Source organism: Hylemonella sp. P2_B10, from assembly GCF_056404875.1.
Genome location: NZ_JBFUDE010000001.1, coordinates 234,405 through 257,270, shown reverse-complemented (window position 1 = coordinate 257,270; position 22,866 = coordinate 234,405). Strand labels below are relative to the sequence as shown.

At 65.3% G+C, this 22,866-nt stretch carries 16 protein-coding genes; 7 read left to right on the top strand and 9 right to left on the bottom strand.

The features are described 5' to 3' along the window. Nucleotides 1–35 precede the first annotated feature (35 nt). The 5 genes from AC1DX2_RS01195 to AC1DX2_RS01175 all read left to right on the top strand — a co-directional run bounded on the left by AC1DX2_RS01195 (nucleotide 36) and on the right by AC1DX2_RS01175 (nucleotide 4,437). Nucleotides 36–641 carry a TetR/AcrR family transcriptional regulator gene (locus AC1DX2_RS01195; protein ID WP_477194453.1) on the top strand — a complete coding sequence of 202 codons (606 nt, stop codon included), beginning with the start codon at nucleotides 36–38 and terminating at the stop codon, nucleotides 639–641. 142 nt (nucleotides 642–783) lie between these two features. After that, on the top strand, nucleotides 784–1,608 hold the full coding sequence (locus tag AC1DX2_RS01190; protein ID WP_477194452.1) for an oxidoreductase: 825 nt from the start codon (nucleotides 784–786) through the stop codon (nucleotides 1,606–1,608). 69 nt (nucleotides 1,609–1,677) lie between these two features. Further along, the gene (locus AC1DX2_RS01185) at nucleotides 1,678–2,724 is read left to right on the top strand and encodes an NADP-dependent oxidoreductase (protein ID WP_477194451.1); all 1,047 of its coding nucleotides are present in this window, start codon (nucleotides 1,678–1,680) and stop codon (nucleotides 2,722–2,724) included. A gap of 75 nt (nucleotides 2,725–2,799) precedes the next feature. Further along, entirely contained in the window at nucleotides 2,800–3,057 is a 258-nt protein-coding gene (locus AC1DX2_RS01180) for a hypothetical protein (protein WP_477194450.1), read from the top strand. Nucleotides 3,058–3,252: 195 nt separating this feature from the next. After that, a complete protein-coding gene (locus tag AC1DX2_RS01175; RefSeq protein ID WP_477194449.1) occupies nucleotides 3,253–4,437 on the top strand; it encodes an MFS transporter in 1,185 nt (394 codons plus the stop codon). A gap of 84 nt (nucleotides 4,438–4,521) precedes the next feature. Here AC1DX2_RS01175 and AC1DX2_RS01170 read toward each other — a convergent pair whose 3' ends face one another. From AC1DX2_RS01170 to AC1DX2_RS01155, 4 genes are read right to left on the bottom strand one after another with little or no spacing between them, the layout of a single operon-like run. Further along, complete coding sequence (locus AC1DX2_RS01170) at nucleotides 4,522–6,120, bottom strand: ATP-binding response regulator (RefSeq protein WP_477194448.1); 1,599 nt, start codon at nucleotides 6,118–6,120, stop codon at nucleotides 4,522–4,524. Further along, nucleotides 6,120–11,714, bottom strand: coding sequence for a PAS domain S-box protein (locus tag AC1DX2_RS01165; protein WP_477194447.1), 5,595 nt, complete (start codon nucleotides 11,712–11,714; stop codon nucleotides 6,120–6,122). The genes AC1DX2_RS01170 and AC1DX2_RS01165 overlap by 1 nt, the downstream gene beginning before the upstream one ends. Continuing rightward, a complete protein-coding gene (locus tag AC1DX2_RS01160; protein ID WP_477194446.1) occupies nucleotides 11,711–13,294 on the bottom strand; it encodes a GAF domain-containing protein in 1,584 nt (527 codons plus the stop codon). Before AC1DX2_RS01160 ends, AC1DX2_RS01165 begins: the two co-directional genes overlap by 4 nt. Before the next feature lie 6 nt (nucleotides 13,295–13,300). Next, nucleotides 13,301–14,452, bottom strand: a complete 1,152-nt coding sequence (locus tag AC1DX2_RS01155) for a response regulator (protein WP_477194445.1) — start codon at nucleotides 14,450–14,452, stop codon at nucleotides 13,301–13,303. Nucleotides 14,453–14,693: 241 nt separating this feature from the next. Here AC1DX2_RS01155 and AC1DX2_RS01150 point away from each other — a divergent pair, with 241 nt between their 5' ends. After that, on the top strand, nucleotides 14,694–15,320 hold the full coding sequence (locus tag AC1DX2_RS01150) for an alpha-ketoglutarate-dependent dioxygenase AlkB family protein (RefSeq protein WP_477194444.1): 627 nt from the start codon (nucleotides 14,694–14,696) through the stop codon (nucleotides 15,318–15,320). 38 nt (nucleotides 15,321–15,358) lie between these two features. Here AC1DX2_RS01150 and AC1DX2_RS01145 read toward each other — a convergent pair whose 3' ends face one another. The 3 genes from AC1DX2_RS01145 to AC1DX2_RS01135 are packed head-to-tail and all read right to left on the bottom strand — an operon-like array spanning nucleotide 15,359 to nucleotide 18,159. Further along, the gene (locus AC1DX2_RS01145; protein WP_477194443.1) at nucleotides 15,359–16,672 is read right to left on the bottom strand and encodes an amidohydrolase family protein; all 1,314 of its coding nucleotides are present in this window, start codon (nucleotides 16,670–16,672) and stop codon (nucleotides 15,359–15,361) included. A gap of 36 nt (nucleotides 16,673–16,708) precedes the next feature. Then, nucleotides 16,709–17,425, bottom strand: a complete 717-nt coding sequence (locus tag AC1DX2_RS01140) for a hypothetical protein (protein ID WP_477194442.1) — start codon at nucleotides 17,423–17,425, stop codon at nucleotides 16,709–16,711. Then, nucleotides 17,422–18,159 (bottom strand): hypothetical protein, encoded by a 738-nt coding sequence (locus tag AC1DX2_RS01135; RefSeq protein ID WP_477194441.1) that lies wholly within the window; start codon nucleotides 18,157–18,159, stop codon nucleotides 17,422–17,424. The genes AC1DX2_RS01140 and AC1DX2_RS01135 overlap by 4 nt, the downstream gene beginning before the upstream one ends. 107 nt (nucleotides 18,160–18,266) lie before the next feature. Between AC1DX2_RS01135 and AC1DX2_RS01130 the strand changes: the two genes are divergently transcribed. Continuing rightward, nucleotides 18,267–18,875 carry a YdeI/OmpD-associated family protein gene (locus AC1DX2_RS01130; protein ID WP_477194440.1) on the top strand — a complete coding sequence of 203 codons (609 nt, stop codon included), beginning with the start codon at nucleotides 18,267–18,269 and terminating at the stop codon, nucleotides 18,873–18,875. Nucleotides 18,876–18,907: 32 nt separating this feature from the next. Here AC1DX2_RS01130 and AC1DX2_RS01125 read toward each other — a convergent pair whose 3' ends face one another. Then, nucleotides 18,908–20,002 carry a DUF5694 domain-containing protein gene (locus AC1DX2_RS01125; RefSeq protein ID WP_477194439.1) on the bottom strand — a complete coding sequence of 365 codons (1,095 nt, stop codon included), beginning with the start codon at nucleotides 20,000–20,002 and terminating at the stop codon, nucleotides 18,908–18,910. Between the two features lie 283 nt (nucleotides 20,003–20,285). Then, complete coding sequence (locus AC1DX2_RS01120; protein WP_477194438.1) at nucleotides 20,286–22,754, bottom strand: protein kinase domain-containing protein; 2,469 nt, start codon at nucleotides 22,752–22,754, stop codon at nucleotides 20,286–20,288. Nucleotides 22,755–22,866: the final 112 nt, after the last annotated feature.

Genomic DNA, 22,866 nt, shown 5'->3' with positions numbered 1-22,866 from the left:
CATATCCACAATCAAGATATGGATTCTAATTTGGTATGATGCATGTCATGCGAAAGTCATCTGCCCATACCCGAAGCGCCGCCAAGGAAGCTTCACACGCGCGCATTGTCGAAGCTGCGGCGCGTGCCATCCGGCGCAGCGGCTATGACGGCACGGGTGTCGCCGACATCATGAAAGAAGCGGGCCTGACGCACGGTGCCTTCTATGCCCATTTCGCGTCCCGCGAAGCCATGCTGGCCGAGGCGGCAGACCGTGCCGGAGCAGAAGCCAACGCCGCTGCAATCGGCGTCATCGCGGCCGTGCCACCGGAAAAGGCATTGGAGGCGATGATTCGGGCCTACCTCTCCAACGAACATCTGCAGGCTATCGAGACGGGTTGCCCGACATCGGCGCTGGGCTCCGAGATGCCGCGCCAGTCACCTGAAGTGCGCCGTGTCGTCACGCGCCGCATCAAGGAGATGATCGACCTGGTCGCCCGCCAGTCGCCCGACTGGGGACAACCCGGCGCGCACGAACGCGCGATGGTCACTGTGGCCACGATGGTGGGCACCCTGGTATTGGCCCGCGCGGTCGACGAGCCGGCGCTGTCTGGCGCGCTGTGCAATACCGCGCTGAAGCGCTTGGTCCCGGGCAGCGTTTGAACCGCATCCGCTTTTTTTTGCCAATTCATATGATAACTATCATGCCAAATTCCCCGGCGCCGATTCATTTCATCTGCCCAACCGTCGTTGTCCATCAGCTTCGGCGCATGAGCGTCCAACACCACTCGAACAGGAGTTGTCCATGAAAACCAAAGAAGCTATTGCTCTCGTCACAGGCGCCTCGTCAGGCATCGGCCAAGCCACGGCGCTGCGGCTCGCGCAGGCCGGCTATCAGGTCTACGGTACCAGCAGGCGCGGTGATCAAGCGGACCAGCGCTCGTTCAAGATGCTGCCGCTCGACGTGACCGACGACGCCTCGGTGGACGCCGCTGTCAAGGAAGTGCTGCGCTTGCACGGTCGCATCGACCTGCTGGTGAACAATGCCGGCTTCGGCGTAGCACCCGGTGGCGCGGAGGAAAGCTCAATGGACCAAGCCAGGATGATCTTCGACACCAATTTCTTCGGCCTCGTTCGCATGACTCGTGCTGTCGTTCCCCACATGCGGCGCCAAGGAAGTGGTCGCATCATCAACATCGGCTCAGTACTTGGTTTCCTTCCAGGGCCCTATGCCGCGCTCTATGCTTCGACCAAGCATGCGGTTGCGGGGTATTCAGAATCGCTGGATCACGAGTTGCGCACGAGGGGTATCCGCGTCACGGTGATAGAACCCGCTTTCACGAAGACGCCATTTGACGCGAATTTGCTGGCCACCGATGCCAAGCTCGACGAGTATCGATGCTCCACAGCGCAAGCGGAGAAGGTGCTCAAGGAGTCGATGACAAGGGGCGATGAGCCCTCGGTGGTTGCGGAAGTCGTGCTGAAAGCGGCACTTGCTGCCCGTCCAAAGCTCCGATACACAGCCGGTGGGCTCGCCGCAACCCTGCAGTTTCTCCGCCGATTCGCGCCGTCCGCCATGATGGACGCTGCTGTTCGAAAGCAACTGCGGCTCGACGCGCCCACTGTCTAGTCGCCTCGTCTTGCGCGCAGTGCAGGCCAGGAAAGCCGCGCACAAGCGCGCCAGAAAAAAGGAAATGACATGAAAGCATTCATCGTTGACCGCTATGGCAAAGAGCAAACCCTGCGGCAAGGCGACGTGCCTGAACCGCAGCTGCGCGAGGACGAGGTGCTGGTCCAGGTGCACGCCACGGCCGTGAACCTGCTGGACGCCAAGATACGCAACGGCGAATTCAAGCTGATCTTGCCGTACCGCGCCCCCTTCGTGCTTGGCCATGACGTGGCCGGCGTGGTGACCAGGGTTGGCCCGCGTGTGCGGCAGTTCAAGGTTGGCGACGAAGTCTACGCCCGCCCGGATGACTTCCGCATCGGCAGCTTCGCCGAGTTTGTTGCGGTGAAGGAAGCCTCGCTGGCCATCAAGCCTCGCAACATCAGCATGGAAGAGGCCGCCTCCATCCCGCTGGTGGGCCTGACGGCGTGGCAGGCACTGGTTGAACGGGCCAAGCTGAAGAAGGGCCAAAAGGTGTTCATCCAGGCCGGCTCCGGCGGCGTGGGCACGTTTGCCATCCAGTTGGCCAAGCAACTGGGTGCAACCGTGGCCACCACCACCAGCACGGCCAATGTCGCCTGGGTGAAGGGCCTGGGCGCGGATGTGGTGATCGACTACAAAAAGGACGACTTTGAAAACGTGCTGAGCGGTTACGACGTGGTGCTGAACAGCCAGGACGGCAAAACGCTGCAGAAATCCCTGAACGTGCTCAAGCCCGGTGGCAAGCTGATCTCCATCTCCGGGCCACCCGACCCGGAATTTGCCGACGAGATCAAGGCCCCCTGGTTTGTGAAACAGGTCATGCGCGTGCTGAGCTGGGGCACCCGGCGCAAGGCGGCAAGCCGCCGTGTCGACTACACCTTCCTCTTCATGAAGGCCAGCGGGCCGCAACTGAGACAGATCACGCCACTGATCGAATCGGGCGCCATTCGCCCGGTGTTGGACAAGGTATTTCCGTTTGCAGCCACCAATGAGGCCATCGCCTATGTGGAGAGCGGCCGCGCCAAAGGCAAGGTGGTCATCTCTTTAACTTCCCATTCACTCCTGGAGAATCCCAAGTACATTGAAGAGCGGCGGTAGCCCGCCTAGCCGCCCCCGCCCCGTGACCTGAACGCCATAGGCTGGCTGGCCGAAAAAGCCGAAGGCCTGACACTGGTGGACGCCAACACCCTGGCGCTGGCCAACGACAACGACTTCGGCATGAAGACCCGCATCTTCACCCCCGCCGGCACCGTGGTGGCCGACGCCGACGTGACCAAATGCAACATCGACGCCAACGGCAGCATCATCACCGCCGCCGCCAACCCCGGCTGCGACGCGGCGAACAGCATACGCGTGGCTCGCGGCGAGGACCGTGAGCGGCCGAGCCGTATTTGGCTGATCAAGTTGGACAAGGCGTTGACGGCCTACTGACAACCACCTGATGGCAGCTTTGCTATAGTGGTGCACGCTCTCAAGTGGTCGTGCAGCTTCACAAAACTGGCGACGCGTTGACTCCCGTTGATCCGGCATGAGCAGATGAGGCCGTGCGACCGCATGGCCCGGACAAGCCCAACCTGCCCCCTGGCCGAAGCGGTTCGGCCAGGTTCCTTCACGGAGCTTGACGTCATGCGCGCACCCCACACACCCAGCCTTCGGCTGCTGATCGCCCTGTCGGCACTGTCCGTGCTGCCCATCAACATGTTCATGCCCTCGCTGCCGGGCATCGCCAGCGACCTGGCGGCCGACTTCGCCGTCGTCAACCTCGCGGTGGCCGGTTATGCGGTGGCCAGCGCCTTCATTCACCTGGGCGCGGGCGCCCTGTCTGACCGGCTGGGGCGCCGCCCGGTCATCCTGGGCGCCTTGGCGATCTTCACCGTGGCCTCGATCGGCTGCAGCCTGGCCACCAGTGTGCAGACGTTCCTGCTGTGCCGGTTTTTCCAGGCCGCCGTCATTGCCGTCTACACCGCCTGCATGGCGGCCATCCGCGAAACCTCGGACGACCGTTCGGTCGCGGGCCGGATAGGCTCGGTGTCCTCCGCCTGGGCCGTGGCGCCCATGGTCGGGCCCACCCTGGGTGGCTTGCTCGACGCCTGGTTCGGCTGGCGTGCCAACTTCGTCGCCTTTGCCGCGCTGGGTGCCGCGGCGCTGTGCTTCGCGGCGCTGCAGTTTGGCGAGACCAACCTGTCCCCATCGCGCTCGATGGCGCGCCAGATCAAGGGCTATGGCGAGCTGGGCTGCTCGCCCCTGTTCTGGGCCTACGGGCTGTGCATGGCGTTTTCCATCGGCACCCTCTACGTGTTTCTCGGCGGCGCGCCGCTGGTGGCGCAGCAGTTGGGCGACGTGTCGGGCGCCACATTGGGGGTCTACATGGGCCTGGTGCCTGCGGGGTTCATCGTCGGAAGCACGCTGGTGGGCCGCCTGGGCGCACGGCACAGACCGATCCACTTCATGCTCACCGGTCGCCTGCTGACATGCGCGGGGCTGCTGGTCGGGCTGGCGTTGTGCCTGCACGGCGTGGCGCACCCCTGGGCGTTTTTTGGGCCCTGCATCTGCGTCGGCCTGGGTAATGGCTTGACCATGCCGGCGGCCAACGCCAGCGTGCTGTCGCTGCGGCCCGAGCTGTCCGGCACTGCGCTGGGGCTTGCGGCGGCCCTGACGGTGGCAGGCGCCGGGGCCATCGCGTTCCTCGCCGGGTTGCTCGTTCAGCCCGCCAACGCGGGCGTGGCGGTGTTGGGCGCGATGCTGGCGTCGTCGGTGTTGTCGCTGGTGGCGGCAATCGCCTCACGTGTGCTTCAAGCGGAAGAACAGTGACACCCGGGCGGCGGGGTCGCGCAACGCTTTCACCGCCGACCTCAAGGCGCTGTATGGGCGCTGAGGCCCACAGCGGCCAAGGCTTCAGGCGTGCCTGGGCAGCACCACGGTGATGGCCGTGGTGTTCGCTTCGTCCGACACGGCCAGCTCTATGCTGCCCTTTTGCGCCTCGGTCAGCAGCCTGGCCGAATAGGTGCCCAGGCCGGTGCCGCCCTGCTTACCACTGGTGGCGTACTTGTCAAAGAAGCGGTCGCGCATGTCGGCCGGCACGGCGCCCTTGTTTTCGATGGTGATGCGCAGCGGCGTCTGGTCCTGCAGCGTGATGGAAACCTTGGAGCCGGCCGGCGCGGCCTCGCAGGCATTTTTCAGCAGGTTCTGGAACAGCGAGTAGCACAGCATGGCGTCACCGGAGGACTGCGGCAGCTCCTCCCCCACCGGCACGTCGGCATCGACGGAGATCGTCAACTCCTTGCTGGAGAATGCGGCACGGCAGATTTCGGTGATGCGGCGCAGGATGTCGCCCACCTTCACTGGCACGGCCTTGAGCTCGAAACGCCCGGTCTCGATCTTGAACAGCTCGGCCGACAGGTTGATCATGCCCAGCACCTGCAGCGCCGTCTCCTCGGCCAGCTTCACGCTCTCCAGCTGCCTGCGCCCCAGCGCGTCGTCGTCGATCAGGCTTTGCAGCAGGCCCAGGATGCCGGCCAGCGGGCCCTTCATGTCATGGCGGGTGATGCGCTCCACATCCTCCTTCAAGCGCGCCATCTCGACCATGTTGTCGTAGTCGGCTTGCAGGTCCTTGCGCATATTGACGTAGCGCATGAAGTTGCGCACCCGATGTTTCAGCGCTTGCGGGTCGATGGGTTTGGTGATGAAGTCCACGGCGCCCAGGTCCAGTCCCTTCATATGGGCGTCCTCGCCAGTCATGGCAGTGACAAAGATCACCGGGATGCTCTCTGACGTCGGGTGCTCGCGCATGCGCTTGGCGACCTCGAAGCCGTCCATCTCGGGCATCATGATGTCCAGCAGCACCAGGTCCGGCGGCTCCTCGCCGGTGCAGATGTCCAGTGCCTTGGCGCCGGTTTGCGCCAGGCGCACGCGGTAGTCTTCCTTCAGCAGACCCGACAGCAGCATCAGGTTGTCCGGCGTGTCGTCCACGATCAGCACCGATGGCTTGGCCGGCTCCTTGGGTGCGTCCTTGTCGGCCGTGGCGGCCGCCTTGGCTCGCACGGGCGCCTTGGCGGCCGCTGCGGCGGGGGCCTCCCGGGGCTTCCAGGCCAGCGCCTTTTCCACCCGCAGCATCAATTGGCCGGGTGAATAGGGTTTGAGAATCATGGAGGTGACGCCATTGGCAATGGCATCTTCAATGCGCTGGCGCTCCGCCTCGGCGGTGATCATGATGAAAGGCAGCTTGAACAGCTTGTCGTCCGCGCGTATGGCCTTGAGCAGGTCCAGTCCTGACATGACCGGCATGTTCCAGTCTGACAGCACGATGTCCACGCGCTGAAAACGCAGGATCTTCAGTGCCTCCTTGCCGTCTTTCGCGGTGAGGATGTTCTCGGCGCCGAGTTGGCGCAATTGATTGACGGTCACCCGGCGCATGGTCTCGAAGTCATCCACCACCAGGAAGACCAGCGCCTTGTCCAGCGTGGGCACGTGCGGTTGGTTGTAGATGGCCACCATCAGGCGCTCCCTTCGTTCAGTGCGGCCAGCGCCGCGTCAAAGTCGCAGTCGGCCACCAGGTTGGCCACGCGTTTGAGCGGCCTTGCCAGCGGCGTGCCGGCGGCCAGTTCTTCCAGCTCGTCCACGGCAGTGGCGGCTTCCACGTCGCCCTCTTTCAGCAGCTTGGCCAGGCGTGCCACGCCTTGCTGCAGGGCAGCGGTGTCGGCAGGCTTGGCAGCGGCTGCAGGCGGCGCAGCGGTTTGCGCGGCGGGCGCGGCGTCCAATTGCCGCAGCCCGGCCACCACCGGCGCCAACTGTTCGAGCACCTTGGCCAGCAAGGCATCCAGCTGCGCACCATCGGCACCGGCCAGGCAGGCCTGCTCCAGCGCGGCAGCGGTGGCCTCCACCGCCTTGGCGCCTATGCTGCCGGCAGTGCCCTTGAGGGTGTGCGCGGCGCGCGCGGGAGCCGTGGCGTCCGCATCGGCGCGCGCTGCGGCGAACAGGCCGGCAAAGCCGCCCTGGCTGTCGCGGAACTTGACCAACATCCGCCGGTACAGTTTGTCATTGTCCATGGTGGTGTTCATGCCGGCCTGCACATCAATGCCGGGCAAGACGGGCAGGCCGTGGCTGGCGCCGGTTTGCACCGGTTGACCTGAGCCGCCCTGCTGGCTGGTACTTGCCGCCCCGGCGCCACCAGGCTTGATCCACTTGGCCAGCGTGCCAAACATCTGCTCCACATTCAGCGGCTTGGCAATGTGGTCCCACATGCCGGCTTCCAATACCTTCTCGCGGTCGCCGGCCATGGCATTGGCGGTCATGGCGACGATGGGCAGGTCCTTGTACTTGGCCTGCTGGCGTATCGCGCGGGTGGCGGTGTAGCCGTCCATCACCGGCATCTGGCAATCCATCAACACGCCGTCAAAGCCGGTGGCGTCGGCGGCCAGCGTGTCCAGCGCCTCCTGGCCGTTGTTGGCCAGCACCACCTGCACCCCGGCATTGCCCAGCAGGTCCATCGCCAGCTCCTGGTTCATCTCGTTGTCTTCCACCAACAGCACGCGGGCACCGGCCAGCTTGCCCATGGCCTCGGTCTTCGAGTCCGCCCGGCTTTCGGCGCGTGTCTCCACCACGACGCCCTTGCCCAGCGACTCGCCAATGGCTTCCAGCAGCGTGGACGAGGTCACCGGCTTGGTCAGCACCGTGGACAGCACCACATCGCGCTGGGCAGCGGCGCCCAGTGCTTCCTCGCGGCCGTAGGCTGTGACCATGATCACCGTGGGCATGTGCGCCAGCTGTTCGCTGCGCAACTGCTGCAGCGTGGCCACGCCGTCCATCTTGGGCATCTTCCAGTCCATCAGCACCAGGTCGTAGGCCAGTTGCTTCTTGTCGGCCTCGCGCAACATGCGCAGCGCTTCCTCGCCATCCCAGGCGGTGTCCACCTCCAGGCCGAAGGTCTTCGCCATGGTAGAGAGGATTTCGCGCGCCGCGGCGTTGTCGTCCACCACCAGCGCGCGCACGCCCAGCAGTTCGTCGGCGCGGAACATGCGCCGCGCGCGCGGGTTGTCCTGCACACCGAACTTGGCGTGGAAGTGGAAGCTGGAGCCTTTGCCAGGCTCGCTTTCCACCCAGATGCGCCCATGCATCATCTCCACCAGGTTCTTGGAAATCGCCAGCCCCAGCCCGGTGCCACCATATTTGCGGGTGGTGGAGGCATCAGCCTGGCTGAAGCTCTGGAACATCTTGCCGCACTGCTCGGCGCTCATGCCGATGCCGGTGTCCTTGACCCAGAAGTGCAGTTCCACGCCGTCTGCGTCCTCACCAGCTTTTTCTATGCCGACGATGATCTCGCCCTTGTCGGTGAACTTGACGGCGTTGTTGCCCAGGTTGATCAGCACCTGGCCCAGGCGCAGCGGGTCGCCTCGCAGCGCGGTGGGCAGGTCCGGCGCGGTGCTGAACAGCAGCTCCAGGCCCTTGTCTTCCGCTTTCAGGCCCACCAGGTTGGCCAGGTTGTCCATCACATCTTCCAGGTGGAAGTCTATGGTCTCCATGTTCATCTTGCCGGCTTCTATTTTGGAGAAGTCCAGGATGTCGTTGATGATGCCCAGCAGATTCTCGCCCGAGCGGTGCACTTTCTCGATGTAGTTGCGCTGCTTCTTGTCCAGCGGGTTTTGCAGTGCCAGGTGGCTCATGCCGATGATGGCGTTCATGGGCGTGCGTATCTCATGGCTCATGTTGGCCAGGAAGTCGCTCTTGGCCTTGGTGGCCTCCAATGCAGCCTCACGAGCCTGGCGGATTTCATCCTCGGTCTGCTTCTGCTGCGTGATGTCTTGCACAACGCCATACATGAACAAGAGCTTTTGGGTGGCTTCATCGCGCACCGGCCTGCCAACGGCATGCAACCAGGCCACATGGCCGTCCAGCGGGCGCTTGTAAGGGTAGATGACGTCGTACCTGTCGTACCTGCCTTCAACGGCACCCTGATAGCAATCCGCCGTTTGCCGTGCCACTTCAAGGTCTACGGCCTGTATGCGCGTCAACCATTCAGTGTCCAGTCGGTAGCGGCCATCGGGCTTGACGGCTTCACCGAAGATGCGCGCGGAACGCTCGGGCTGAACGAAATAGTCCGGGTCGCTGTAGTCAATGTACCAGTAACCGCTGCCCGTCAAATCAAGCGCAATATCGGTCAGGAAGTTGGTGCGCTTGATTTCTTCCTCCATGCGCTTGCGCTGGGTGATGTCCTGCAGCATCCACACCGTGCCTTTGTCCAGGTCGTCGGGGTCGATGGCCGCCCCGCTGAGCTGACACCAGAAGCGCGTGCCATCGGTGCGCACCAGCTCCTGCTCGCGCTGGTGCATCTCGCCACGCGCCAACTGCTCGTAAACGGTACCGCCACCCAGCGCATATTCTTCGTCGCTGGCATACCAGGGCCGGGTGGTTTGGCCGATCTGGGTGCCATCAGGGGTGCCAAACAACGCGTCAAGCTGGCGGTTGCTGCGCACGATGACGCGCCCCCGGATGAAGGCAATGCCCAGCGTGGTGGCCTCGAACATGGCAGTCTGCTCGGCATTGGCCGTGCGCATGGCCTCCTGGTCCTTCTGGCGCTCGGTGACGTCATAAATCCAGCTGACCAACTGGCTGTCGTCGCCCTGCGCCATTCGATTGGCGCTGATCAGCACGGAGCGCACCTCGCCATCGGCGCGAACCAGTTCAGTCTCGTAGTCCTTGACGATGCCATCGCGCCGCAACAATTCGACAAACTGCTCGCGGCTTTGCGGGCTCTTCCACAGCGAGGCGGTGTTGCGCTTGAGCAGGTCCTCCACGCTCAGGCCCAACAGCTGCGACATCTGGTGGTTGGCAAACACGGCCAACCCATCTTCGGAATTGATGGAAACACCCACCGGGCTGTTCTCCAGGATGCGCTGCAGCCGCCCGCGCTCCTCGGCCAATGCGCGCTCCGCCGCTTTTCGCTCGGAGATGTCCTCCATCATCCAGATGGCCGCGCGCTGGTAGCCGGCCACGTTGGCTGACTGCCCCGATATCGATGCCATGAACGGTGCGCCACCTTTGCGTGCAAAGTTCCATTCGGTGGTGAACACTTTGCCATCGCCCAACACGGGGCCAGCCAGTTGGCCGAACTGCCGGTAATCGTCCGGCGAGGCGTACATGATGGCGGCGGGCTGACCCACCAGTTCGTCCAGCGGGTACCCCAGATGTTCCGCCACCCGCTGGTTGGCACGGATGATGACGCCCTCGCCGGTGTACACAATGCCGTAAGGCGCGTTGCGGAAGATGGTTTCCTGCTCGCTCAGCAGCTTGGCGATTTCCTCTTCCTGCTTTTTGCGCTCAGTGACATCGCGCACTGAGGCGCAGACGCTGGATTCGCGGTCGCCCACGGCGGGCAACAGCGACAGGCCCACCTCGATCGGGAATTCACCGCCGTCTTTGCGCCGACCTCTGAGCGAGCTTTGCGCACCACCCATGTCGCGTCGCCCGCCCACGGCCATGAAACCGTCACGCAGGGCTGAATGTCCGGGGCGCCGGTCCATCGGCACCAGCATCTCTATCGCCTGGCCTACGAGCTCCCGCTCCTCGTAGCCAAAGATCTCGGCCAGGCGCGGGTTGACCATGGTGATGATGCCCTGCCGGTTGGCCACCAGCAGCCCGTCGGGCGCCAACTCGATGATGGCGCGGTACCAGGCCTCGGTGGCCTGGATGGCGCTCTTCTGCGCCTCCAGTTCCTCGGCCTGCTGCTCCAGCGTGGCGGCCTGTTCCTGCATGGCCTTGGCCTGGATGCGGGTTTCCTCCAGCAGCCGGTTGGTACGCACGCTGCGCTCCAGGATCTCCAGGTTCATCGCCACCGTGGGCAGCACGCCGTCCAGCAGCGACTGCTCGCGCTCGCTCATGGCGGCAAACGAAGCCAGCTCCAGCACCCCCAGCAGCCGCCCGCTGCGCAACAGTGGCAGCACGGTGATCATGGCCGGTGCGGCATCGCCCAGGCTGGAGTTGATGCGCACATAATCCGGCGGCGGGCTGGTCAGCACGATGGGGCTGCGCTCCAGCGCGCACTGGCCCACCAGGCCCTGGCCGAGCTTGAAATACTGGTTCAGGTCCTTGCGCTCGCGCATGGCGTAAGCGCCCAGCAGGCGCAACTGGCGCTCGTCCTCGTCGTAGATGTAGAAGGCGCCGTGGCCGATATGGGCCAGCGGCGCCAGCTTGCTGAACAGGATTTGCGACAACTCGGCAAAACTCTGTGCGGCTTGCAATTCGTTGGCAATGTCAGCCAGGTGGCTCTTGACCCAGCTCAGGCTTTCGGTGGCCGCGGCCCCGCCCTGCAGTACCTTGACGGCCTGCGCCATGTCGCCGATTTCGTTGGCATAGTCGGTATGAGGCACCGGCACGGTCAGGTCGCCACCGGCCAGCTGGCGCACCGCATGTTGCACGGCCGCAAAGGGCCGGCGTATGGAGCGGGCAATCGACAGGCTGACCACCACGCTGAGCACCAGGCCCAGCACCAGCAGCCACACCGCCTGGCGCATGGATTCGGCGGTGGCAGCGGCGGAATTCTCTGCCCAGGCCTTGGCATTGGCCTCCATGCCCTCGGCCACGCGTCCTATGGCGGTGTTGGCGGCCTGACCCGGCGCGCGGAATTGCTGTGACGACAGGGAGGCCGCCGCTGCCGCCTCCTCGCCACGTGTCAGCATGCCCACCACGGTGTTCACATTGGCCATGTAGCCGGTGTATTCGGCCTCGAAGCCGGCCAGCCGCTTGCGGTTCTCATCCGTCAAGATGCGCCTGCGCAGTTCCCCAATTTCCTTGCTCAATTGTGCATCGGCCTCCCGCACCGCCTTGAGGGCGTCGTCACGTGCCGGGCCCGGACCGGCCAACGCGGCCTGGCGGATCTCCCGACCTATGCGCTGGTACTGGATCTGCGCGTCCTTCGCGCTGGAGACCCCCATCAGCTGGTTTTCATAGAGCACCCTGATTTCGTCCGTCAGCTTGCTCTGGGCCGACAGACCCATCAGGCCAATCAGCACGGTGAACGCCAGCAGGACGACCGAGCCCATGGCCAACTTGGTGCGCAGGTTGCGCCGTTCCAGCGCGCCGGTGAAGAACTTCATGCCTGTGCCTTCTCAGTGAATTGCGCAGCAGCCTGCGGCTCCTGTCTTAGCGCATGGCGCCGCGCGCTATCCAGGTGGCTGGTCAGCAACTGCGCCAAGTCATCCATCTCTTGCCGCGCTTCGGTACCTGGTAGTCGCAGCAGCCCCAGCTCCAACACGCCAATCAGCCCGTTGGCGCTGGAAAGCGGCAATATCAGCAATGCAGCGGCACGTGTGCCGCCCAGGCCCGATCGCAGGTTCCAGATGCCTTCGGACGGGGTCTCTATCAATTGCGCACGCCCGTCCAGCGCGCATTGGCCCAGCAGGCCTTCGCCCAGGGCCAGCTCCCGCGGTGGTGGCTCGGCACAGGCGCTGCAGCCGGCCAGGTGCAGTGTGGAGCCGCCGCCGGTCGCCCGGGCAACGTACAGCGCGCCCTGCACCGCGCCCACCATCTCGCGGGCATGGCGAAAGAACGCCAATGCCAGTTGCTCCAAATCGCCCGCTGCCTGCATCTGTTGCGACAGCTCGCCCAGGCGTTTTCGGAAATCGACCTGGCGCTGCTGCTGGTCGGCGTAAGCCTGCAGTTGTTCCGCAGCCAGCTGCTGCACCTGCCGGCTGCGCGCGATCTGCAACAGCATGCGGGCCAGCAGCAGCGTTAGCAGGCCGGCCAGGGCCGCGCGCAGGATGCCATCTTGCCAGGGGACGGTGCGCGAGAGGTCTTCCAGCAGCACCAGCGTCCAGTCGCCTGACGGGTCATGCCAGTCCACCGGGGCTGTGGCGAGCGCGAAGGGCTTGCCATCCAGCTGCTTGAAGCCGCCGGCCAAGTCCAGCGGCAGCGGCGTCGGCGCCTGGGTTTCAAACTGGGCGCCGAATTGCTTCAGCGCGCGTATCGCAGCCAGGCGCTGTGGTGTGGCCTCACCCGCCAATCGCCCCACCCAGTCTGCGCGGCTGGCGGCAAACACAATGCCTTGCGGCGACAACAGCAGCGCACCGTCGGCCTTGCGCGCCAGCAGTTTGTCCACCCGGTCCAGCGCGGTGCGGGCCACCACGGCGCCCATGCCGGTGGGCTCGCGCGCCTGCTGGGCAAACACCGGGGCGGTGAAGTACAGCGAACGGTCGCCGCGCGCCATGCTGACAGCGGCGTAGATATTGGTCTGCCCCTTCATGGCCATTTGGTAATAGGGTCGGAAGCGCACGTCCACGCCGGTGGAGGACTTGCCGGCCTTGTCCCAGGAGGATGCCACCACGCCATCGCGCCCGACGACGAAGACGCCATCGGCCCCGAAGGCTTCGCCCACCAGGGCCAGCACCGGCACCACGGCGGCGTCCCAACCCGACACCCACTTGTCGGCCTCGGCCTTGATGTTGGCGTCCATCAGACCCAGCAGCGACACCGCGCCCATCAAGTCACCATTCAGCGTGGCCGACATGATCTCCACGCTGCTGCGCTCTGACTCGGTTTGCAGCAACGCCAGCCGTTGGTGGGCGCGAAATTGCTGGTCGCCCCACAGCAGCAACCCAGCCACCAGCGCGGCCGCAGCCACCGCGAGCGCCCACCCGGCCGGGGGGCGCTCCAGAACCAAGCTGGTCAGCCGCTTCACGCCGGGCTATCCACGTATGACCTTCAGCGCCTCGGCCTTTTCCGCCAGCTCGTCGTCGCTGTCGGCAAAGGTGAGCGCAATACCCTGAAACTGTTCGGCCACGGCGATAAAGGCGTCCACCATGTCGGGGTCGAAATGCCTGCCGCGGCCCTCGGTGATGATGGCCACCGCCTTCTCATGCGGCATGCCCTCCTTGTAGACGCGCCGGCTGATCAGCGCGTCGTAGACGTCGGCCACCGCCATCAGGCGGGCGGAGATGGGGATGTCGTCGCCGGCCAGGCCTTCGGGGTAGCCGGTGCCGTCCCACTTCTCCTGGTGGCCGTAGGCGATTTCCTTCGCGTACTTGAGGAACTCCACCTCCGTGCCTAAGCGGTCTTCGGCGCTCTGGATGGCGTCGCGGCCCAGCTTGCAATGGGTCTTCATGATCTCGAACTCGTGCGGCTCGAAGCGACCCGGCTTGAGCAGGATGCGGTCCGGGATGCCCACCTTGCCGATGTCGTGCAGCGGCGCCGACTTGTACAGCATGTCTATCGTACGGTCGTTCAGGTAGCGCGAGAAGCGCGGGTGCTCGCGCAACTGATCGGCCAGCAGGCGTATGTAGTGCTGGGTGCGACGGATATGGTTGCCGGTGTCGTTGTCCCGCGTTTCAGCCAGCGAGGCCATGGCCAGGATGGTGACGTCCTGGATGGCGGACAGTTCGCGCCCGCGCCGCTGCACCTCGGTCTCCAGGAAGTCGTTCTGGTCACGCAGGAAATCGGCCGCCACCTTCACCTGCAACTGCGTGGCCACGCGCGCCAGCACGATGGGCGGGTTCACCGGCTTGGTGATGAAGTCCACCGCGCCCAGCTCCAGGCCCTTTTTCTCTTCCTCAGTGGAGGTCAACGCGGTCAGGAAGATGATGGGGATGTGCCGGGTGGCCGGGTCGTCCTTCAGCAGCTTGCACACCTCGTAGCCGGACATCTCCGGCATCATGATGTCCAGCAGGATCAGGTCCGGCGGCGATTCACCGCGCACGATGTCTAGCGCCCTGGCGCCTCCGGTGGCGATCTTGACCCGGTACAAGCCCTTGAGCAGGCCGGACATCAACGTCAGGTTGTCCAACGTGTCGTCCACGATCAGGACTGTTGGTTTTTGCACGAAGTCCAGGGGGTTTGACATGGCGCGGGCTCCTTGGTGGCGGTTTAAACCGCCCCGCATGCAGCCGCCGCTGGCTGCACGAGAGACGGGTCTTCTTGTTGAAATAGGGGGACGGGCGTGCCACTTCTTGTTCTAGGAATACCCTTACGGCGAAAAATACACTACCCGTACCCGCTCGTCCAGCAGGTAAAGCGGGCGGTTGGGCCAGTCGGTCACGTATACTGTATTTTTAGACAGTCATATCAAGCCAGTGACGCAGCCCATGGGCACCGATCTTTTTTCTGCCGAAGAGCAGTTCCAGCGCCTGCCGCTGCCCGGCGCAGACATACAGTTCCTGCGCACGCTGGATTTGCCCGCACCGGCAGACGGCATCCTGCGCGAACTGGTTGCCACCGGCCATTGGGAAGCCAAGGACCGCGTGATGTGGGGCAAGCTGGTGGCCCAGCCGCGCCTGAACGCCTGGCACAGCGACGTCTTCTACCGCTATGACCATGCGCTGAAGGTCAACCCGTGGACGCCGCTGCTGCTGGACCTGAAAGCGCGGGTGGAGGCGGTGACCGGCGAGCAGTTCAACAGCGTGCTGCTGAACTACTACCGCGACCAGCACGACAGCGTGGCCATGCACAGCGATGACGAGCCCGAGCTGGGCCCCAAGCCGCCCATCGCGTCGCTGAGCCTGGGTGAAACGCGCACCTTTGTGATGAAACACAAGCACAACAAGGCGCTGAAGCCGGTGCGCATAGAACTGCCCTCTGGCTGCCTGTTGCTGATGCGCGGCGACACCCAGCGCAACTGGATGCACGCCATCGAGAAAGAAAACCGGCCGCTGGGGCCGCGCGTGAATTTGACGTTTCGGCAGATTCGCACGGCGGCAGCGCAGCGCTTTTAACGGCGAACACACTGGCGCGTATGAAGCCGCCACAGCGCTCAAGGCGCCCAACGCGCCTTCTGTGGCCCACCGGCCAGCGGCAACAGTGACTCATCCACGATTCGACCGTTCTTCATCACCAATGCGATGGCGGCGATGTGGGTCACATCCTGCGTGGGATCCGCATGGAGCAGCAGCAGGTCAGCCCGCTTGCCCACTTCCACCGCGCCCAGCTCCTCCGCCTTGCCCAGGAACACCGCCGCGTTGTGGGTGGCGATGGGGATGACCTGCGCCGGCGTCAGGCCGGCCTGGACCAGCAGCGCCATCTCGCGGTGCGTGGCGGCGCCGTTGCTCTGGTCCGTGCCCAAGGCCGCCATGCCGCCGGCCTGCACGATGCGGCGTATGTTGTCCATGCACACCGGCAGCATGCGGGTGCGCCAGTCGGCAAAGGCCTTGCGCGGGCCGCTCAGGTAGCTGTTGCGCACGGTGGTGCGCAGCGTTTCGCGTTCTTGCGGGCTGGTGACGGCAGCGTATGCGGGTTGGTCCAGGAATTCGGGGTGGCGAGTCAGCCGCTCCGGCATGTCGCCCACGGCCAGCGTGCTGGCAAACGGGGTCTTGCTGGCCGCCATGCGGCGCACAAAGGCGTCATTGACGGGCGCCTCGATCAGCGCATGGGCCAGCGCGTCGGCACCGGCATCCAACGCCTCCATGGCGCGCTGTTCATTGACCACGTGCACGATGGTGCGCAGGCCCTGCTGCTTGTAAAAGCCGTCCACCTGGCGCAGCAGCGACAGCGGCAGCAGCGCCACCGGCGCGGTGCCGGGCCAGCCGCCCTCGTCGTAAACCAGCTTGGCAAAGTCCGGCTGCTGGGTGGCCAGGTGCTGCGCCAGCAGCGGCCGATCACGCGCAAAGTCACTGACCAGCAGGCCCATCTCCGCGCTCTTGCCGCCCGGCGCAGTAACCAGGTTGCCAGCCGCGAAGATGCGCGGCGCGGCAATGCGCCCTGCCCGCTCAGCCTCGCGCAGCGGCAGGATGGTGGCAGGGGCGTTGCCCAGGTCCGCAATGGTGGTGACACCGTGGTACAGATAGCCGGCCAGCACCGCCTTGAGGTCGGCGCCGCGCAGGTGCACGTGTGCATCGATGATGCCGGGCATCAGGTACTTGCCGTGGCCTTCGATGACCTGCACACCTGGTTTGACGACCGCGCTACGCCCGGATGCGGGTGCGGGTGCGATGGCGACGATGCGGCCGTCTGCCACGGTGAGGTCCATGCCGGGCTGCACGAGTGAACCACGACCATCGACGATGTTGACGTCATGAAAGACCAGCGTTTGCGCGGCGGCAGGGGCACCTGCCGCAGCGGCCAACACCATAGCGAAACAGAGAAAAAAACAGCGCATGCAGAGTGGTCAGGCCATCGGGCTGCCGTTCAAGGCCTGGCCGTTGATCTTGTCACGAACGGCAGAGCGGACTTCCGGGTCATCGACGCGCTCCAAGGCCAGCGCCAGCAACCCGGTGGCCCTGTCGGGCTCGCCGGTGCCCCGGACGATCTTGGCCAGCATGCCCACGGTGTCGGCGTAGATGTGGATGTGCGCTTCCAGCCTGGCCTGCTGAAGCTCGGGCGTGGCAGCCGTCCGCGCGGCAGTCGCATCTTCGGCCAGCGTCGTGGCCAGCCTGCCGACGGCCGCCTCGGGATCGGCAATGTAACTGCGTGCGCGGGCGAAGTCGCGCGCTTTCACCATGGCCGGCGTGGCCACGCGTGCACAACGGGCGGCGAATTCGGGGTTTTGCGCCGCGATGTCGCAGAACAGGCGGTGCGTCAGGTCTTCCTCACCGAGTGCCTCGTTGAATGCGACAACCTCATGGAACAGGTCCCAGTCCAGCGCGCCGGCGCGGATGCGGGCCGTGTTGTCGTCACGCAGTTGCTGAAAGGCGGCCATCGCGGGCGGGTAGTCGTGTGCCAGGTCCAGCCAGGAGGCGAGCGCGAAGGACAGGCGCACGCCGCTGAGCGACGGCCGCTCGGCCAGGGCATGGTGGTGGAACCACAGAAAGCCTTCCAGGGCCTCGGCATGGCGGCCCTGCTCTGTGGCCAGTTCGGCGGCCCGAAGGCGGTCGATGGGGTTCATGCCCGCGCCGCCTGCAAGCGTTTCACCAGAGGCAACTGCAACTCGCGCGTGGCGCCGCTCCAGCGCCGCATGGTGTCGTCCAACTCGGCCAGCAGGCGCTCGGCCAGCGGCTTGTCGCCCTGGGCCAAGGCCCACATGGCGTATTCGGCCTTGGCCTCAAAGCTGCCAAAGCGCGCCTCGGCGGCGGCAAACTCGGCACCCGCCTGGGGCTGCTGGCCATCAGCCGCCAGCGCGCGGGCCAACAACAGGCTGAGTTGCTCGGCGCGAAAGTTGGCGTTGTCTGCCCGCACCTCGCGCAGGTAGTGAATGGCGCGCACCGGCTGGCCGCTTTCGACAAAGGCACGCGAGGCAGCAAACTTGATTTCGGCGTCGCTGGCAAACGGGCCCTTCAGGCAGGCCTCGTAGTTGGCGGCGGCCTCTTTGGCGTCTCCCGCTTCCAGCAGCGCTGCGGCCAGGCGCATCTGGTTTTGCGCCGTGGGGGTGAAGTTGAAGGCCTCGCGCGCCTCGCGCAGCTCGCGCGTGGGGTCCAGCGCACGGCCCACGGCGGCCACCGCCTTGCGGGCGCCGTGCTGCAACCGCGAATCAGGCAGGTAGATGGCGAAGAAGTAGACGATGGAGCCCAGCAGCGGGAAGGCGAACAGGATCATCAGCCAATACATTTGCTGCCCGCTGCGCATGGCGTGGATGGCGAAGAAGATGGCGACGATGACGTGCAGGCCGATGCCGAAAACCATATGAAACGCTCCCTCTCTCTTTCCCTGAACCTGCGATTCTATAGACCGTGTTTTGTTCCACCACTGCTAATATGCCGGCCAGGCCAAACAACAAGAGGAGCCGCCCAATGCCCACGCTAGACCCGCGCGTCACCGCCTACATTGCCGGCGCGCCCGCCTTTGCCCAACCCATCCTGCAGCAGGTACGCGACGTGGTGCACGCCGCCTGCCCCGAGGTGGTGGAGACCATGAAATGGAGCCGCCCGCATTTTGACTACAAGGGCATGATGTGCGGCATGTCCTACTTCAAGGAGCATTGCGCCCTGGGCTTCTGGAAGGGCCAGCTGATCGTACCCGGCGCCGACAACAAGAACGACGAAGGCATGGGCCAGTTCGGCCGCCTGACCACGGTGAAGGACCTGCCGCCCAAGAAGGTGCTGGCCGGCTACGTGAAGAAGGCGATGGCGCTGAATGACGAGGGCGTGCAGGCCCCCAACCGCGCCAAGCCCAAGACAGCGCCGCGCCCGGTGGTGGTGCCAGACGACTTTGCCAAGGCGCTGCGCACCCAGCCAGCCGCCGCCAAGCACTTCGAAGCCTTCTCGCCCAGCGCCAAGCGCGAGTACACCGACTGGCTGGAAGAGGCCAAGACCGAGGCCACGCGCGAGCGCCGCATGCTGCAGGCGCTGGAGTGGATTGCCGAGGGCAAGCAGCGGAACTGGAAATACCAGAAGTGCTGAGGGGGTGACCGGTCTGTGGTTGCCATCGACGGTTATTTCAACAACGCGTCAACGTTGAATACGTCAACGTCGCTCATCATCCCCAGGTAGCGCTCGTAGTACGGCTTGTGCGACGCGCCCACGATGGCCACCACCCGATTGGCCTTGGAGCGACCGACAACTTCCCGAATATTGGCGGCCATGCGCAGGTTGCGAGTTTCCCAATAGGCCAGGTAGGCGCGACCGACGCGCGCTTCACCGGCGTCGCCGGCTGCAGCGCCAAAGTCGCTGGCCACCGCCAGGCGGGCCGCCTGGGCTGAATTCATCCAGCGGTACCAGCCCAGCACGTCGCCGTCGGCAGCCGCCTTGTCTTGCGCCTGGGTGTCCAGCTTGTGGCGGGTCTCGACATGCGGGTTGGCCCAGATGCGCTTCATGTTCGCTTCATAGGTGGCGTCGTCGAAGGGACCGGTGGCGCGGTCACCGGTGTGGTCATCCACGGGGTAAATCCGCTCCAGCCCGAGCTTCAACGCCAACGGGACGGCGATCCATGTGTCCTCGGAGCGTTGCGCCAGCTTCTTGTCGACCTGGGCGATCAATTCGGCAGGCAACGCCGCATCCGCCACCCGCTCCACGGGCGCCAGGCGCAACCACTGCAAGCCGGCTGACAGCGGCTCGCCCACGGCCAGGAACAGCGCCACCAGGCGGCGGCGTTGCGCAGGCGCCAGCTCGCGGCCGGAGGACAGCAGGTGTTCGATGTCACGCTCGGCAGCGGCATTGTCCAGTTTCAAATGGCCCCGGGCCGCGCTGCTGTCAAAGCAATAGGTCTTGGCCGTGTCCTCGTAGGCGAACACGTAGGCGCGCAGGTAATCGCATTGCGCGCCTGACAGGGTCTCCACCGCCACCAGGTCAGGCTTGAAGGCAGCCAGCCGCGCCAGCAGCGGATCAAAGGCCAGCCGCGTGATGGCCGCAGGCGTGCCTCGCAAGTGGGCGGTACCCAGCACCGCGACCTGAGTCCGTCCACCGCGCTGGCGCGCGGCCTGGTCCGCGATGTCGACCGCAGCCGCCGCCTCCGACGGCGGATTCGGCGCAGTCTGAGCCATTGCGGCCAGTGAGCAGACGAGGGGAATGACAGCGAAGAGTTTGTGCATGGGGATAGCCTGAATGATGTGAGACGGCGCCCTGGCTGGACGCGACCGCAAATCCTAGACGGCCCAACAGTCAAACGGAAGCAAGATGCGACGAAGCGCAGTTCCTGCAGACAGCTTGCAGCTGTTTTGGCTTGCATGACGGTCGCACGCCCACCACGCTGGCAAGATCAGGTCGATGCGACATTCGGCGCAGCGGCATCAAGGAGGAGGCCCGAAGGGCCGGGGGACAGCCGCGGAGCCGAGTGCCGTGTCGGCCTGATCCCGAAGTGGCGGTCGTGAGAGCCTAGTTCGATTGACGGAAAGCCATCACCGCCTGGTTGCGCAAGGTCCGCAGCAAAGCCAGCTCCTTGTCGTCCAGCACCAGCCCGCCAGGCCGCCCCATGTCTGCATAGATCAACCCAAACGGCGCCCCTTTGATCTGCAGCGGCAACAGCAGGAAGGTCGGCGCGTTGATGGCCTTGCGGTACCAGGCCGGCAGGCGCTCGGCGATCTTGGCTTCCGAGGCGTCGCTGATCATGGTGTCCACCCCCTTCAGGCACACAGCGGCAAACAGGTCGGCCGTGTTGCCCTTCAGCGGCACGTTGAAGGGCTTGATGAGGCTGCTCACCTCCTCGCCCAGGCCGAAGCGTGCGGTCAGCGTGTCGGTCTTGGCGTCGCGCATGCAGAAGATCACGCGTTGGAAGCCCATGGCGCGGTACATGGTTTCCAGGATCATGCGCAGCACATCGCTGAGCTTGAAGTCTTCCACCATGGCGTTGGTGATGTCCTGTATGCCGGCGGCCAGTATCTCGCCCACGCGCCGGCTGTCGCGCACGGTGTCGGCCGGGCTGTCAGTCAGCGTGCCGGTTTGCGTGGCGTGCAGCTCGTGCGGCGTCAGCGTGTCGTTGGTCTCAAAGGCCACCATCTTGCCGTCCAGGTCGGTGGGCGGCGGCGCCAGCAGCCGCGCGGCGCTGGAACCGGGCTGCACCTTCAGCTCCATGATCTGCGACAGGTCGATCAGCCGTTCGCGGGCGCGCCGGGTGGCGCCCTGCACTTCCTCGCTGCTCAGGCCCAGGGTGCGGGCATAGCGGTTGGCCAGGGTCAGCAGCTTGGCCTCAACCTCTTTGGGGTCGGTTTGCAGCAGCAGGTCGGCGATGTTGTTGGCCACCGAGGCGATCCAGCGCATGCGCTCGCCGGGGTCGCTGGGTGGGCTGGACGGCGGCGTATCGGGCGCCTTGTTCATGCAACGTTGCAGGCCCACGGGCAGGCCCCAGGCCTGGGACACGCCCATGCCCAGCTCGGTGTAATTCAGGCCCAGCACCTGGGTGGCCGCCGCCGCCTCGCTCAGCGGCTTTTTCTTCGCCGCCACCAGCGCGCGCACGGTGTGCGCTTCTTCGGGGAAGTAGAACTCGGCCAGCATGCGCCCCAGGTTCTGAAACAGCGCGCACAGGAAGGCCTCTTCGGCGTCGCGCGCCTGCGGGCACAGCTGGCCGCCTATGGAGCCAGCCATCAGCGAGCGCAAGAACTCCTCTTTCAGAATGTGGGCGTGCGCCTTGTCCTGCATATGGTCCAGCAGCACCAGGCTCAAGGCCATGTTGCGTATGCCGTTGAAGCCCACCAACTGCACGGCGCGCGACACCGTGCTGATGGTGCCGCCCTGCGAAAAGTGGGCGCTGTTGACCAGGCGCAGCAGCTTGTTGGTCAGCGCCACGTCCTTCAAGATCTCGTTGGTCAGGCTGGCCACGCTCTCCTTCTCGGAGCTGGCGATACCTTGGATGCGGCTGACGGAATCCGACAGCGCGGGGAAGTCGCTCTTGTGGCGCATGCGGCGCAGCAAGAAGTCCAACGTGCCGCTGCCGCCGGTCTTGCCGGGTTCGGCGGCCGGGCTGCCGTCCGGCGCGGCCGGGGTCAGCCAGGCGCGCAACTCGTTGGCGAAGGCCTGGGCATCCGGATAGCGTTTTGCCGGATCGCGGGCAATGGCACGCAGGATGATGGCGCGCAGCTTGTCGTCCACCGCGCCACTCAGGGTGTCGGGCAGTTCCAGCGCCTCGTGGGTGACCCGGTAGATGGCACGCATGGGGTCGCGCTCGTTCACCAGCGGGTGGCCCAGCAGCAGCTCGGCCAGCACCACGCCGGCAGAGAACACGTCCATGCTGGCGGCCGGCGCGGCCCCGGTGACCGCCTCGGGCGACATGTAGCCGGGCGTGCCGGCGTAGCGGTTGGCGCCGGTGTCGGTGGGCTGTGTGACGCTGGCGGCAATGCCGAAGTCCATCACGCGGGCGCGGCCGCCTTTTTCCATCAGCACGTTGGACGGCTTCAAGTCGCGGTGGATCACGCCGGCGGCATGCGCCGCGCCCAGCGCGTCCAGCACGTCCAGCATCACGGTGGCGGCTTCCAACGGCGCCATGGCGCCCTGGCGGCTCAGCTGCTCGGCCATGGTCTCGCCGGGCACGTATTCGAACACCAGGTAGGGCTGGTGCTCGTGCACGTCGGCCTCGAACACGGGCACGATGTTGGGGTGCGTCAGGCGGCTGACACTGCGCGCCTCTTTCAGCCAGCGGGTGACGGCGGCCAGATCGGTGGTCTCATCAGCGCGCATCACCTTGATGGCGACGTCGCGCTCCAGGCGCGGGTCAAAGGCCCGCCACACCACGGACTGGGCCCCTTTGCCCAGGATCAGCTTCAGCTCAAACCGGCCGAGGGAGGTTGGCGCAACGGGGGACGCGCCCGTGGTCAGGCGCTGCAAGGTAGACAGGGGAGAAAACTGGGACATGTATCAACCAACGACTTTGGGTGCAGTGTAGTGCCGCGCACTGCGCTTTCCAATGCCGCGGCGCAGCAAGGTTGGCCTGCCGCCACAATCCGGCCACAGTTCCGCGCCCCGC